This window comes from Streptococcus pseudoporcinus LQ 940-04 (assembly GCF_000188035.1).
Lineage (GTDB): Bacteria > Bacillota > Bacilli > Lactobacillales > Streptococcaceae > Streptococcus > Streptococcus pseudoporcinus.
Map to the genome: position 1 here is coordinate 912,355 of NZ_AEUY02000005.1, position 14,506 is coordinate 926,860.

Here is a 14,506-nt window from a genome sequence, read left to right on the forward strand (position 1 = left end):
CCTTTCTAGTCTGAGATGATCTGGGCAGTTTTGATAAAAGCCTTGATTTGAGGAAGTTGATAGGTCTCTTTGTTAAATAGGAGATAGGTGGAACGTATGAAGGGCTCACCATTTTTGAAAGACAGCTTGTGAATGTCTCCTTTAAAGTAGGGCAGAGCAATATCTGGTACGATTGCCCAACCTAAGCCGCGAGATACCATTTCAACACAAGTCGTGACATTATCAACAATGATGCCGTTGTGTTTGTTGGGGTGTAGTTGGTTTTCCCGCATCCATTGTGCTACTTCTCGTTCAAAAGTAGCATCAGAATGTCGCCCGATGTAGGGGAGTTGTTTTAGGTTAGTGTCCCGACTATTTGAGCTTCTAATTAAGTTGACACGTTCACGATTGAGAAGAATTTTATGTTCTTTCCAATGAAATTCACCGCGAACAATAGCGACATCAATCTTACCTAAGACCAGATCTTGATAGACGTTACGACTATAATTGGTTTTAACTTGAATGTTGACATGTGGAAATTCTTGTCGGTAGCGGGCTAATACTTCAGGAAAGACATAGTGTGCATAGTTAATGGAGACACCAGCACGTAGGGTTCCAGAAATATGGTTTTTTTGTAATTGAATCTTCTCCCGCATTTTTTGTAGGCTTGTCATTATCTCGTAAGCGTGTTTTAAGACGGTCTCTCCTTGAGCTGTGAAGCGGATACCTTGACGAGAGCGAATCATGATTTGTGTGTTCAGTTCTTGTTCAAGGGCATTAATCCGTTTTGATAAAGCGGATTGTGTGACATATAGACGGTCAGCAGCATGGGTAATGTTGTGGGTCTCATCGAGAGTTACTAGTAACTCCAAATCTCTTTCGTCCATTCTAATTCCTCTTTTCATTGTCTATTATACACGCGTCAGCTTTTTTTCAATATCTAAAAAAGGGAAAAACAATTAAAAAACAGTTGTTTTAAGCATGACCGTTCACCATAGAAAAAGAACGAGAAGAATTCAGGAGCGTTGACCATATCTTTATTGAGAGCCTTTCCAAACGGCTAGGCAACTATTCCTGATTGGCATGGAAGATGATGCCATCTTGACCTTTTACTTCTTATTTTGGCTAGTTATAATGGAAATAAGAAGAGTCAAGGAGTATTATATGGAAATCAAAAAAGTAGCTATTGCCGGAACGTTAGAATCTTCTGATGTTCAAGTTATTGTGGAGCCGCAAGATACTTTACAGGTTAGCATTGAGAGTAGCGTCATGAATCAATATGGTTTAGCCATTCAAAAAACAGTTGATGAGGTACTTGAACATTTAGGTATCACTTCTGGTAAGTTTATCATTGTCGATAAAGGTGCTTTAGATTGTACTCTTAGAGCCCGCCTTCAAACAGCTATTTATAGAAGCAACGATTTATCTCAAGGTCATATTTCATGGGGGAAACTTTAATGCCAATAAGAAGACAAAGACCAATAAAGAATCGGTTACGCCGCAGCATGATGTTTTTAAATGCTCAGAATCCTGCACTGTTGAAAGATGCCTATATTTTTGGGGCAGATAGTCTTATTCTAGACTTAGAAGATGCTGTTGCAGAGAATCAAAAGGATGCAGCTCGTTTTTCACTCTATCATGCATTGACAACTATTGATTATGGGAATACAGAAGTATTAGTTCGGATCAATGGACTCGATACACCGCATTGGCAAGAAGATATTCGTGTAGCTGTAGCTGGCGGGGCTGATGGGATAAGAATAGCAAAATGTGAGTCTGCTAAAGATGTGCAAATGATTGAAGCTGCTGTATTAGCAGCTGAGAAAGAATTTGGTAAAGAAGAAGGGCGTACCTTATTAATGGCGGCTCTTGAAAGTCCATTAGGCATTCTTAATGCCCTTGAAATTTGTATGGCTTCGGATAGACTGTTTGGCGTAGCCATTGCTGGTGGGGATTTCCGTAAATCCATGCGTGTCGGAATTGAAAAGGGGGGTATCGAGATAAATACGGCTCGTGGTCTCATCTTATTAGCAGCACGCGCGGCAGGTGTCCAATGTTACGATACCAATTATCCACGTATTGAAGATATGGAAGGTTATCGTGAAGAAGTTGAATTAGCTCGTAAAATGGGATTTGATGGAAAATCTATTATTAATCCTCGCCAAATTTCTTTGGTACATGAGCTATTTGCGCCAACTAAAGAGGAAATTGCTTATTCTGAAAAACTTCTTCGTTCCATGAATGAACAGCTGGGGAGTGGAATTGGCGTTTACACTGTTGATGGCAAGATGGTTGATAAACCATTCTTTGAAGAGGCGCAAAGAATTATTGATTTAGCTAAACTTAGTGGTGTTTACTACGGTGAGATGTAAGAAGGGATGAGATAATGAAAAATGTAGTGAATCGGCATATTCCTGAAGTCTTGTTAGGAGAGAGCAAAGAAATTTACCAAGGCAAGTATTACATGAATGGTAAAGTTTACCAAAAAGATGCTCCTAGATCTCGTCCATTCGTTAAACCCGTAGATAGTAAGGTGCTTGGATCAATCAAAGAAGTCTGCCAAAAGATCGGTGTCAGAGATGGAATGACAATCTCTTTTCACCATGCCCTCCGAAACGGAGACTATGTGATGAGTATGGTCACTAAGGTCTTGGTTGAAGAACTTGGTATCAGAGATTTAACCATTGCTGCCACATCGCTTGGTGAGGCCCAGGACCTAATCGCCGATTATATTGAAGCAGGCTACGTAACAGGTATTCAAACATCAGGTATTCGTGGCCGGATTGGCAAAGTCATTTCTGCTGGAAACCTAAAAACACCTGCTATCATTCGAAGTCATGGCGGCCGACCACGTGCGGTGGCTACTGGAGATGTCCATATTGATATTGCTTTTATGACGGCAGCATCTTCTGATAAGCAAGGGAATGCCAAAGGAACTGGTGGGAAACATAATTTTGGCTCTATGGGTTATGCAATTGATGATTCGCGCTATGCCGATTATACTGTTATTGTGACAGATACTCTCAATGATTATCCAAATGTACTGTGTACGGTTAATGCTAGTGATGTTGATTATGTTGTACTTGTTGATGCTATTGGGGATAACCAAAAAATTGCAACCAAGGAAGCACGGGTGACCCAGGATCCTAGGGAACTAATGATGGCAGAAAATGTTGCTAATATAATTGCGGCAAGCCCTTACTTTAAAGAAGGATTCTCCTTTCAGACCGGTGCAGGTGGTCCATCATTAGCTGTAAACCGCTTTTTAGAAAGCCATATGCGTCAAAAAAAGGTTAAGATGGGCTTTGCTGTAGGTGGAATTAGTAAAGCTATCTGTGATCTGCAAGATAAAGGCTTGGTTGGGCATATCTTTGATGTGCAGAATTTTGATTTAGCAGCTGGAGACCATCTAGAAAAAACGGCAAATCACCACGAAATAAGTGTCAGTCAATATGCAGACCCGTTTACTAAGGGAGCTTTTGTTAACCTGTTGGACTTCGTGGTTCTGTCGGCTCTAGAGATTGATACCGACTTCAACGTTAATGTTATTACAGGTTCTGACGGTGTTTTAAGGGGAGCCCCTGGAGGTCACCCAGACACCGCAGCTGGAAGTAAGTGTTGTATTATTGTTACGCCATTAACACGGGGGAGAGTGGCTACCGTTTGTGAAAAAGTTGTTACTGTGACAACACCGGGAGATTGTGTTGATGTGCTTGTGACAGACTATGGTATTGCTGTTAATCCATTAAGAGAAGATATCAAACAATGGCTTGATGAGGCAGGAATTGCGCACGTCAATATTGAGGTGTTAAAAGAAAAAGCTTACAGTTTAGTTGGACGACCGAGCAACTTAGAATGGGAAGAAGAGGTTGTTGCAATCGTTGAAGCGCGCGATGGCACGATACTTGACGTGGTTAAAAAGATTAAACCACTGATTTTAGACTAGTAGAGAAACCAAAATTAGTGTCACTCAGCATCTAAAAAGTTAGATTGAAGCCTAAGTGATTCGTTTTGAAATGACTTTAATGGTAGGAGACTGGACCTTTAGTCGGCTCTCTTTACCTCATTACCAGCGGGCCCAATAGCTATTTCTCTCTTTGCTGGTGAATTGGGAGGGGATATAACTAAGAGGCTGGGATTCAAATTAGTCAGTCGGACCAGGTATAGGGTTATTGTTATGCTACTCCCCATTAAACTATCACTTATTTAACTAAAAAACAGGATGCTTAGAGGTATCCTGTTTTTGGCTTATAAAAGCTTTTCTAAGAAAGCAAAATAAAAAGTAAGAGCTAAAAGGTCAGCGGAGCCACCTGGGCTAAGGTTACGTTCTACCATACTGTGATTATAGCGTTCTAAATCTGCTAGCAACTGGTTAAAATCAGTTGCCTTTTTAAGAAGCATTCTGCTGTCTGCTTGAACTTGGTAGAGGTCCTCAATGCTAGCTCTGTGGATAAGGTTAGCATCTTCAACGAAAGTCATAAGAAAGACCAATAATCGTAGTTGTCGCTCTTGGCTTGTCATTTCTAGTTTAGCGAGTTGTCGGAGGTAAGGCAGAGCTTTTTTCCAGACACTAGGGTAGCCTTGACTGGCTTCGCCTCTGGGACCTTTAATCCCGTAATGAAGGTAAAGTTTCTCGCCGTAGGTTAATTCTGTTTTGCTCTGCAAATCTCCTAAATCCATTTCGATCAGATGACTTGTCATTGGGACGATGGCCTGACAAATAGCTTGGCTATCCGTTGCTGTAAAAGTGGCATTATGCAAGAGTTCCGGATGTTTTGCAAGATGGGCGCCGGTCGAACCTAGAAGTAGAGCAAAGGAAAAGTTGACACCTTTGTGGGTATTGATACCCTTGGTTGCTTGAAACATGGCTTGTTCTGCTGAAATTCCCTCGTGTCTAAGCAGGTTGAAGAGTTCTTGAGGTTTTTTTTGATGGTGCTTATAGCCCAATTCAAGATAGCGTTGGAAATGGGGAGCAAGCGCCAGAGTAGAATCTAAGAAAGTGGTCAAGGTCATATCGGCATGAGATCCGTTATTTGCACTGTCAACTAGTCCCGGTTTAGGTGTTAAGGTCACTTCGTAGAGTAGAGCCTTAGTTGCGAGCTGGCTAAAAAAGGCTATTTTTTCCTTGCTATTCATTGGACTGTTCCATTTCTTGAATAATAAAGTCTAAAGAATGGTTCAAATGTTCATGGGTAATTAGGGTGACCTGCTGATAATCTTTATTCTTCATTCCTCTATAAATCATCCAATGTTCATCCAATGCATTTCGGCGACGGGCGTCGGAGGAAATGGAGATACGACGAAAATAGAGGAGATAAGTTTGTAGCCTTGACACAATTTCTTTTAAGCGTAGCATCTGACTTTTTTCATAGATGAGGTTATTAAAATCGTTGAAATTTTGGAGAACTTTATCAATTTCATGGTCCAATAAATAACCTTCACAGGTCTCTAAGAGTTGTTTCATTTCATCAAAGTCGGCCTTAGTCATTTTATTCATAGCTGTAGTTGATGCTAAGGTATCTAATGATTTACGGATTTCGAAAATTTCATGAGCATCTTGTAGGCTAACGCCTTTGACGATAATCCCTCTGTTTGGAATATGTTCAACGAGTTTTTCTTCTTGAAGCACACTTAGAGCGTAACGGATAGGTGTTCTGCTAATGTTTAGTTCAGTGGAAAATTCTTTTTCATTAATGCGGGTACCAGCAGGTATTTCTCTTAAAACAATGGTTTTTTTGAAGGCCTCATATAAAGCAATCTTAAGAGGAATATTTTTGGATAATGCTAAATTCTTTTTTACGATATCGGTAACTGAATTCATAAGATCTCCTTGTCCTTTTCTTTTCATTATAACCAATTTGTTTGAATAAATATAGACTTATTCGGATAAGCTAATTGGGCGATTCATTAAAAAAAGGTTATCCTTCAAGGAGAATAACCTGTTTATTGGAGGTGGCAATGCGTTATTGAGGGATATAGATTGGCATATGGCCCATTAGAATAATGGTTAAGATAAAGATGATGAAAATCCCAAGTGCATATTTACCAGCTGTCCTTTGCCATTCTCCCATATCTAAGCCAGTTAAGCGAAGAAGGAGGTAAATGAAGGCAACGAGAGGACTTAATAAGTGGAAGGCTTGTCCCATGAGGGATGCAAGGGCCATTGACATGTTGTCAAAGCCATAACGAGCACCAGCTTGAGCGAGAACTGGCATGATACCATAGTAGAAACCATCGTTTGATAAGAAGAAAGTACCAGGAGCAGATAAAAGGGCAATAATTAATCCCCAGAAGCCAGCAAGTTGTTTAGGAATAATGGTTGTAAAGCTTTGCGCTAAGGCGTTGGCCATACCTGAACCTTGGAAAAGTCCCATAAAAATCCCAGCAGCGAAAACAAGGATAACAACCTGAACGGCATCACCAGCATTGTCACCAATGCGCTTGGATTGGTCTTTTAGGTTAGGGTAGTTTACCATGAGAGCTACAATTGTTCCAACTGCGAAGAGTAGGAGAGAAGGGACTTGAATAGCTGGAATAAAGGACCCAGCGACTAACCATGTAATAAGAATGATTGTCATAATCCCATTGAATAGGAATAAATCTGGACGACGGATGGCCTCTTTTTCAGGATCAGAAATCTCTGTCAGCTTTGTCATCTCTTGATCTGATAGATGTGTAATTCCTAAACGTTGACGTTCCTTGCGTCCCATGCTTGGAGCTACAATGAAAATGACGTAAAGCAGTGAAATAATCATACCTGGTGCTAGGAAGGCCAAAATTTCAGAGCCAACATTAAGAACAGACATGGCACGCGCTGTTGGCCCACCCCAAGGTAGTAAGTTCATGATAGTATTTTGAAGAATAATCAAGACACCTAGATTCATGACTTTCATATTTAATTTTTGGTAGATCGGTAAGAAGGCTGAGACAACAATTAAGGTTGTTGTTGTACCATCACCATTCATTGAAACAGCTGCTGATACAATAGCTGTCGCCATTAAAACCTTCATTGGATCGCCTTTAGCGAAACGGATCATCTTTTCAGTTATTGGATCAAATAAACCGGTGTCCAACATGATTGAAAAGTAAAGGATTGCAAAGAGTAGCATAATTCCTGTTTTTGCGGTTTGATTGATTCCATATAGAACCATTGGTCCTATTGCTGATAGATTGTTGGCAATTTTTTCACCACCCAGTGATTTTACAAATGCTGGGTCTGCAGTGACATCAGCAACACCAGTAAAGAAAGCAATAATGGTAAAAATAAGGGGAACCATTACTAATGCTGATAGAGGTGACATTTTCTTAGACATAACCACGTACATGAAAATGGCAATCATGGCATAAGCCAAAATAGTGAGTAACATAAGCCTCTCCTTTATATAATTTATTTAGTTGACAAATTAGGGGTTACTTAATGAGTTTTTCAGACAGTTTGATTAAAAAATCTGTCATTGAGTAAGTGACAACCATAGTTTATATGAAAGCGATTGAAAATGAAAGCGGTTTTTTGAGAAAAAACAATAAAAAAACAAAAACTTGAGAAAAAGTTCACAGGTTCTTTATTTTCATTTCAATGATAATATCTGAAAATGAAAAAACACAAAAAAGCCAATCATAAATGCGTTTTCATTATATAATAGCATTAGCATATAAAGTCTATAGACCAATGGTCTGTCATCATATCGTAAGGAGATGAAAGGAGGAAATTAATGAGACTATTTCAAGGCCTATTCGGTCGAAAAGGAGTGACTTCAGCTAGTAATAATCACTTATCTGCAATAGAAACTCCAGAAAAAGATGAATGGGAATTATTACCTGGGTACATCCCTGTAGAGTCTGATGATCCGACCTTAGTGAGTTTAATTGCAACCGCAATTGCTGCTGGAGATCGACCAAATAGTCAGTTCAAGGTTAAGAAAATTTGGCAAAGGAACCCTGAACTTTTAACGGTTTCTTTAATTGCAACAAGTATTGCTAGTATTGACAAACCGGATAGGCAGTTAGTGGTTAAATCCGTTTATCGTAAAAAAAATGAAATTTTGGGAGAATAATAAGATGTTACGTAAATTTAAAATTACAATTGATGGAAAAGAATATATGGTGGAAATGGAAGAAATGGGAGGGGCGGTTACGCCAGCTCCAGTAGCGCCCTCACCAGGTCCAGCAGCTCCAGTGGAGAGTACTACTCCAGTAGCGGAAGAAAAAGTTGCTCCAGTAGCGACGCCAGTAGCTCCTGCAGGTGCCGATGCAATGGCGTCCCCTATGCCTGGTACGATTTTGAAAATTCTTGTTAAGGTTGGAGATACTGTTTCTGAAAACCAGCCTTTGATGATTCTTGAAGCCATGAAAATGGAAAATGAAATTGTTGCTAGCCAGGCAGGTACTGTTTCAGCTATCCATGTCTCTCAAGGGCAAAGTGTTAATGCTGGTGATGGTTTGATTACTATCAATTAAGTTTGAAAAGAATCTAGAAAAGGAAGTGTCACGTGGAAATATTAATTCAAGGGTTAACCTCTATTACCATCCCACAAATCACGATGATGATCATCGGTGGGCTATTAATGTATTTAGGGATTAAAAAAGAATATGAACCAACTCTATTGGTTCCAATGGGACTGGGAACAATTCTAGTCAATTTTCCTGGTACAGGTGTCCTAACACAAGTTGTTAATGGCGTACACCAAGAAGGTGTTTTTGATACACTGTTTAATATTGGGATAGGAACAGAATTATTCCCACTCTTAATTTTTATCGGAATTGGGGCCATGATTGATTTTGGGCCGCTCCTTCAAAACCCGTTTATGTTACTATTTGGAGCAGCAGCACAGTTTGGTATTTTCTTTGTGGTAGTTGTTGCAGTTATGGCTGGCTTTGATATTAAAGAAGCAGCTTCTATTGGGATCATCGGTGCAGCAGATGGGCCAACTTCAATTTTCGTTGCTAATCAATTAGCACCTAAGTTATTAGGGCCAATTACGGTTGCGGCTTATTCTTATATGGCCTTAGTTCCGATTATTCAACCTTTTGCTATCAAGTTAGTAACAACTAAAAAAGAACGTCAAATCCGCATGACCTATAAAGCAGAAAGTGTCTCTAAACTAACAAAAATTTTATTCCCAATTGTGATCACTTTTGTTGCAGGTTTTATAGCTCCGATTTCATTACCTTTAGTTGGCTTTCTGATGTTTGGTAATTTGCTAAGGGAATGTGGTGTTTTAGATCGTCTTTCAATGACAGCGCAAAACGAACTGGTAAACATTGTATCTATTCTTTTAGGGTTAACGATTTCGGTTAAGATGCAGGCTCATCTTTTCTTGAATGTCCAAACATTAATGATCATTCTCTTTGGTCTAGTTGCCTTCATCATGGATTCTATCGGTGGGGTTGTTTTTGCCAAGATTTTAAATCTGTTCCGCAAGAATAAAATTAATCCGATGATAGGAGCGGCTGGGATTTCAGCCTTCCCAATGTCAAGCCGTGTCATTCAAAAAATGGCAACTGATGAGGATCCACAGAATTTCATTCTCATGTATGCTGTCGGAGCTAACGTTTCTGGTCAGATTGCCTCTGTTATTGCAGGTGGTTTGCTACTATCATTCTTTAGCTAAGGATAGATTGATAATTAGAAGAGGATAAATAATGATGAACATGGAACATTTAGTCATGGCTTTTGAGCTTATGGCACTAGGAATGGTAGGAGTATTTATTGTTTTAGGAATACTTTATGCCGTGGCAGAGCTACTCATTAAGTTATTGCCAGAAAAATAAACAAAGTTATGACTTGCCTAACATCTACCAATCAGATGTCAGACATCAAGATAGTGAGGTATATTTATGGAAATTTCGCAAACTGCAGTTGCAGGAAGTTTGGAATCAAGCGATATCATGATTACGGTTAGTCCAGCTACAGATGGCATTACTATTGATTTAGAAAGTAGTGTTGAGAAACAATTTGGCCGGCGCATTCGTCAGGTTATTGAAGAATCTTTAAAACATTTAGGTGTTGACAAAGTCTCTGTTCACGCTGTTGACAAAGGTGCGCTTGATTGTACAATTCAGGCGCGGACCATTGTAGCTGTACACCGTGCAGCCGGCGTTGATCATTACAATTGGAAGGAGATCGACACATGGAACGTTTAAGAAGAACGATGATGTTTGTTCCTGGTGCGAACGCAGCTATGCTTAGAGATGCTCCGCTTTATGGAGCAGATTCAATTATGTTTGATCTGGAAGACTCGGTCTCATTAAAAGAAAAAGACACTTCGAGAGCTTTAGTTCACTTTGCCTTAAAAACATTTGATTACAGTTCTGTGGAGACGGTTGTTCGTGTGAATGGCCTAGATACTGTCGGAGCCTTAGATATTGAAGCTGTTGTTATAGCAGGTGTTAATGTGGTTCGCTTGCCTAAAACAGAAACTGCCCAAGATATTATCGATGTAGAAGCTGTGATTGAACGTGTTGAACGTGAAAATGGTATTGCTGTTGGACGTACAAAAATGATGGCAGCTATTGAATCAGCAGAAGGTGTCCTTAATGCAAGGGAGATTGCAAAAGCATCAGATCGTTTGATTGGGATTGCCTTGGGAGCAGAAGATTATGTGACCAATATGAAAACACGACGTCACCCTGATGGCCAAGAACTTTTCTTTGCTCGTAGTATGATTCTACATGCGGCTCGTGCAGCTGGTATTGCTGCCATTGATACAGTCTATTCAGATGTGAATAATACCGAAGGTTTCCAAAATGAAGTTCGTATGATTAAACAACTTGGGTTTGATGGAAAATCAGTTATCAACCCACGCCAAATTCCGTTAGTGAATGAGGTATATGCACCTACGGAAAAAGAAATTCAAGATGCTAAAGAAGTTATCTGGGCAATCCGTGAAGCAGAAAGTAAAGGTTCAGGTGTCATTTCTCTAAAAGGCAAAATGGTTGATAAGCCAATTGTTGAACGTGCAGAACGTGTCATTATGCTTGCTAAAGCTGCTCAATTACTTACTGAGGAGGACATCTAATGGTTGTTAACAAAGTTAAACGCGATATTCCTCAAGAATATGCTGACTCATATGGTGTATTTGAAGGTGAATTAGCGCATATTCAAAATTACAAGGAAGCAAGTCGGACTATTCGACCGGTTAAACCAAAAGATAATAAAATGCTGGCAAGTATCCGCGAAGCAATTGAAAAAACCGGACTAAAAGATGGTATGACCATTTCCTTCCATCATCACTTCCGCGAAGGTGACTTTGTTATGAACATGGTCTTGGAAGAAATTGCTAATCTAGGAATCAAAAACATATCAATTGCCCCAAGTTCAATCGCCAATGTGCACGAGCCTTTGATTGAGCATATCAAAAATGGTGTGGTTACAAATATTACATCTTCTGGATTGCGTGATAAAGTAGGCGCAGCTATTTCGGCGGGTATTATGGAAAATCCTGTCGTCATTCGTTCACATGGTGGCCGGGCGCGTGCTATTGCCTCAGGAGATATCCATATTGATGTTGCATTTTTAGGAGCTCCAAGTTCAGATGCCTATGGAAATGCAAACGGGACCAAGGGTAAAGCAACCTGTGGCTCCTTAGGTTATGCTATGATTGATGCTAAATATGCAGATCAGGTTGTCATTATAACAGATAGCTTAATGCCTTATCCCAATACCCCAATTTCAATCCCTCAAACTGATGTGGATTATGTTGTTGTCGTTGATGCCATTGGTGACCCAGCAGGTATTGCCAAAGGTGCGACACGCTTCACAAAAAATCCTAAAGAGTTGCTCATTGCTGAGTATGCTTCAAAAGTCATTACGAATTCTCCCTATTATAAAGAAGGTTTTTCTTTCCAAACGGGAACAGGCGGAGCCTCATTAGCAGTTACGCGTTATATGAGAGAGCAAATGCTTAAAGATGGCATCACAGCAAGCTTTGCTTTAGGTGGCATTACCAATGCCATGGTTGAACTGCTAGAAGAAGGTTTAATTGAAAAAATTATTGATGTGCAGGACTTTGACCATCCATCAGCTATTTCCTTAGACCAAAATAGCCAACATTATGAAATAGATGCTAACATGTATGCCTCACCCTTAAGTAAGGGTTCAGTCATTAACCAGCTAGATACTTGCATTTTATCTGCTCTAGAAGTTGACACTGACTTTAATGTTAACGTCATGACAGGTTCAGATGGTGTTATCCGTGGAGCTTCAGGAGGTCATTGTGACACAGCTTTTGCTGCTAAAATGAGTTTAGTGATTTCACCCCTGGTACGTGGACGAATTCCAACCTTTGTCGATCAGGTTAATACTGTTATCACTCCTGGAACAAGTGTTGACGTTATTGTCACTGAGATTGGTATTGCTATTAATCCTAATCGGCCTGATTTAGTAGAACATTTTAAGGACTTAAAAGTACCACAATTGACAATTCAAGATTTGAAAGAAAAAGCTTATGCCATTGTTGGTCAACCTGATACTATCCAGTATGGAGATAAAGTAGTCGCCTTAATTGAATACCGTGATGGCAGCTTGATTGATCTTGTCCATAATGTCCACTAATGAATTATTTACTGGTGAAAAGATCGGTTTGGAAGAAATGATGGAGTCTAGGGAGCAACGAAGTCTTCGACATTTCTCTTTATTGAGCAAAAATACCGACGCTAATCTCCTATCGGTAACAATGAATATTCCAGGTCCAATCAAAACATCACCTCAATTATTAGCCTTATTTGAAGAGATGATAGCAGTTATTCAGGCCAAATTAGCTGATCAAGCCATTTTCTATGACCTGTACCTGCCCTTAAAGACAGGTGCTGAGTACTACCTCTTAACCCATTTATCAGCGACTTCTCTGAAAGAAAGAATGATCGCTCTTGAAATGGAAAACCCTTTAGGGAGGCTATTTGATCTTGATGTGCTTACCTTATCAGATGGGCATTTGCAGTCTATTAGTCGTCAAGATCTTGGTCTACCAGCTAGAAGATGCTATGTTTGCTCGGAGAACGCTAAAGCATGTGGACGTTCTCGTAAACATAGCGTAGAAGAAATGCATAAGGCTATTCAGCAAATCATCACTTCAACAATTAGTCACACTAAGGAGGAATAAAATGACAAAAGTCCGTATTACGGAAACGGTTCTTAGAGATGGACAGCAAAGTCAAATTGCAACACGTATGACAACAGAACAGATGCTACCAATCCTAGAAAACTTAGATAATGCTGGCTATCATGCCTTAGAGGTTTGGGGAGGTGCAACCTTTGACTCTTGTCTTCGCTATTTAGATGAAGACCCTTGGGAACGTCTACGCACTATCCGTAAGGCTGTCAAAAAAACGAAATTGCAGATGTTGTTACGTGGGCAAAATTTGTTAGGTTATCGCAATTACGCCGATGATGTTGTGAGATCCTTTGTCCAAAAATCAATTGAAAATGGGATTGATATTATTCGGATTTTTGACGCCTTAAACGATCCTCGTAATTTACAGACTGCCTTAGCAGCTACCAAGGAATTTGGAGGACATGCGCAGGTTGCAATTTCTTATACCACAAGTCCTGTTCATACTGTTGACTACTTTGTTACATTGGCAGAAGAGTATGCACAAATTGGTGCAGACTCCATTTGTATCAAAGATATGGCAGGAGTCCTTACCCCACAAACAGGTTACGATTTGGTCAAAGGCATTAAAGCAGTAGTGGATTTACCACTTGAAATTCACACCCATGCAACCAGTGGTATTTCAGAAATGACTTACCTTAAGGTTGCAGAAGCTGGTGCTGATATTATTGATACAGCAGTGTCCTCATTTGCTGGCGGAACAAGCCAACCTGCTACAGAATCAGTGGTGATGGGGCTTGAAGATTTAGGATTTGAGACAGGTATTAACTTAAAAGAAGTCGAAAAAGTAGCTGCGCATCTTAACACAGTACGTGATCATTTCCGTGCTGAAGGGCTGCTGAATCCAAAAGTAAAAGATATAGAACCTAAAACCTTGCTTTATCAAGTGCCAGGTGGGATGTTGTCCAATCTATTAAGCCAGTTAACAGAACAGGGCTTAGCTGATAAATATGAAGATGTTTTAGCAGAGGTACCTCGGGTTAGAGCAGACTTGGGCTATCCGCCACTGGTAACACCATTATCACAAATGGTAGGAACCCAAGCCTTGATGAATGTCATTTCAGGTGAACGATTTAAAGTTGTTCCAAATGAGATTAAAGATTATGTTCGTGGTCTTTATGGTCGGCCACCAGCACCTCTAGCAGAAGGCATTAAGGAAATAATTATTGGTGATGAAGAAGTTGTTACTATCCGCCCTGCTGACCTCATTGAACCTCAACTTCCAAGTTTACGTGAAGCTATTGCACAGTATGCTAAAAGTGAGGAAGATGTTCTCAGTTATGCTTCCTTCCCGAAACAAGCTCGAGATTTCTTAGGTCGCAGAGAAGATCCTTTCTATGATGTGCCAATCCAAGAGGTGTCTGTTAGTATTGATTTAAGCTAAAGAAAAAACATTAAGTGAGCTTATACCACTTAAT

16 protein-coding genes are annotated in these 14,506 nt (G+C 40.0%); 12 read left to right on the plus strand and 4 right to left on the minus strand.

The features are described from left to right. Window positions 1-5: 5 nt before the first annotated feature. Window positions 6-866 (minus strand): LysR family transcriptional regulator, encoded by an 861-nt coding sequence (locus tag STRPS_RS05825; protein ID WP_007892350.1) that lies wholly within the window; start codon window positions 864-866, stop codon window positions 6-8. A gap of 277 nt (window positions 867-1,143) precedes the next feature. Here STRPS_RS05825 and citD (STRPS_RS05830) point away from each other — a divergent pair, with 277 nt between their 5' ends. Genes citD (STRPS_RS05830) through citF (STRPS_RS05840) form a run of 3 tightly spaced genes read left to right on the plus strand, consistent with a single transcriptional unit; the run spans window position 1,144 to window position 3,925 of the window. Next, window positions 1,144-1,437: a citrate lyase acyl carrier protein gene (citD, locus tag STRPS_RS05830; RefSeq protein WP_007892356.1), complete on the plus strand. Its 294-nt coding sequence runs from the start codon at window positions 1,144-1,146 to the stop codon at window positions 1,435-1,437. Then, the gene (locus tag STRPS_RS05835) at window positions 1,437-2,351 is read left to right on the plus strand and encodes an aldolase/citrate lyase family protein (protein WP_050784975.1); all 915 of its coding nucleotides are present in this window, start codon (window positions 1,437-1,439) and stop codon (window positions 2,349-2,351) included. Before citD (STRPS_RS05830) ends, STRPS_RS05835 begins: the two co-directional genes overlap by 1 nt. A gap of 14 nt (window positions 2,352-2,365) precedes the next feature. After that, window positions 2,366-3,925 carry a citrate lyase subunit alpha gene (gene citF, locus STRPS_RS05840; protein ID WP_007896193.1) on the plus strand — a complete coding sequence of 520 codons (1,560 nt, stop codon included), beginning with the start codon at window positions 2,366-2,368 and terminating at the stop codon, window positions 3,923-3,925. Window positions 3,926-4,227: 302 nt separating this feature from the next. Here citF (STRPS_RS05840) and citG read toward each other — a convergent pair whose 3' ends face one another. The 3 genes from citG to STRPS_RS05855 form a co-directional block, all read right to left on the minus strand. Further along, the gene (gene citG / locus STRPS_RS05845; RefSeq protein ID WP_007892341.1) at window positions 4,228-5,115 is read right to left on the minus strand and encodes a triphosphoribosyl-dephospho-CoA synthase CitG; all 888 of its coding nucleotides are present in this window, start codon (window positions 5,113-5,115) and stop codon (window positions 4,228-4,230) included. Continuing rightward, complete coding sequence (locus STRPS_RS05850) at window positions 5,108-5,800, minus strand: GntR family transcriptional regulator (protein ID WP_007892265.1); 693 nt, start codon at window positions 5,798-5,800, stop codon at window positions 5,108-5,110. The genes citG and STRPS_RS05850 overlap by 8 nt, the downstream gene beginning before the upstream one ends. A gap of 142 nt (window positions 5,801-5,942) precedes the next feature. After that, complete coding sequence (locus STRPS_RS05855) at window positions 5,943-7,346, minus strand: CitMHS family transporter (protein WP_007892372.1); 1,404 nt, start codon at window positions 7,344-7,346, stop codon at window positions 5,943-5,945. 345 nt (window positions 7,347-7,691) lie between these two features. Between STRPS_RS05855 and STRPS_RS05860 the strand changes: the two genes are divergently transcribed. The 9 genes from STRPS_RS05860 to STRPS_RS05900 all read left to right on the plus strand — a co-directional run bounded on the left by STRPS_RS05860 (window position 7,692) and on the right by STRPS_RS05900 (window position 14,472). Next, window positions 7,692-8,033: a hypothetical protein gene (locus tag STRPS_RS05860; protein ID WP_007892564.1), complete on the plus strand. Its 342-nt coding sequence runs from the start codon at window positions 7,692-7,694 to the stop codon at window positions 8,031-8,033. A 4-nt stretch (window positions 8,034-8,037) separates the two neighbouring features. Beyond that, a complete protein-coding gene (locus tag STRPS_RS05865; RefSeq protein ID WP_007892330.1) occupies window positions 8,038-8,436 on the plus strand; it encodes an acetyl-CoA carboxylase biotin carboxyl carrier protein subunit in 399 nt (132 codons plus the stop codon). Window positions 8,437-8,468: 32 nt separating this feature from the next. Continuing rightward, on the plus strand, window positions 8,469-9,590 hold the full coding sequence (locus STRPS_RS05870) for a sodium ion-translocating decarboxylase subunit beta (RefSeq protein WP_007892536.1): 1,122 nt from the start codon (window positions 8,469-8,471) through the stop codon (window positions 9,588-9,590). A 34-nt stretch (window positions 9,591-9,624) separates the two neighbouring features. Then, window positions 9,625-9,750 (plus strand): OadG-related small transporter subunit, encoded by a 126-nt coding sequence (locus STRPS_RS10875; protein WP_007896269.1) that lies wholly within the window; start codon window positions 9,625-9,627, stop codon window positions 9,748-9,750. 66 nt (window positions 9,751-9,816) lie between these two features. Continuing rightward, the gene (citD, locus tag STRPS_RS05880; RefSeq protein ID WP_007892510.1) at window positions 9,817-10,122 is read left to right on the plus strand and encodes a citrate lyase acyl carrier protein; all 306 of its coding nucleotides are present in this window, start codon (window positions 9,817-9,819) and stop codon (window positions 10,120-10,122) included. Then, on the plus strand, window positions 10,110-10,997 hold the full coding sequence (gene citE / locus STRPS_RS05885) for a citrate (pro-3S)-lyase subunit beta (RefSeq protein ID WP_007892303.1): 888 nt from the start codon (window positions 10,110-10,112) through the stop codon (window positions 10,995-10,997). The genes citD (STRPS_RS05880) and citE overlap by 13 nt, the downstream gene beginning before the upstream one ends. Further along, the gene (gene citF, locus STRPS_RS05890) at window positions 10,997-12,532 is read left to right on the plus strand and encodes a citrate lyase subunit alpha (RefSeq protein ID WP_007892255.1); all 1,536 of its coding nucleotides are present in this window, start codon (window positions 10,997-10,999) and stop codon (window positions 12,530-12,532) included. Before citE ends, citF (STRPS_RS05890) begins: the two co-directional genes overlap by 1 nt. After that, window positions 12,522-13,079 (plus strand): citrate lyase holo-[acyl-carrier protein] synthase, encoded by a 558-nt coding sequence (gene citX / locus STRPS_RS05895; protein WP_007892347.1) that lies wholly within the window; start codon window positions 12,522-12,524, stop codon window positions 13,077-13,079. The genes citF (STRPS_RS05890) and citX overlap by 11 nt, the downstream gene beginning before the upstream one ends. A 1-nt stretch (window position 13,080) precedes the next feature. Next, window positions 13,081-14,472 (plus strand): oxaloacetate decarboxylase subunit alpha, encoded by a 1,392-nt coding sequence (locus tag STRPS_RS05900; RefSeq protein ID WP_007892551.1) that lies wholly within the window; start codon window positions 13,081-13,083, stop codon window positions 14,470-14,472. Window positions 14,473-14,506 lie beyond the last annotated feature (34 nt).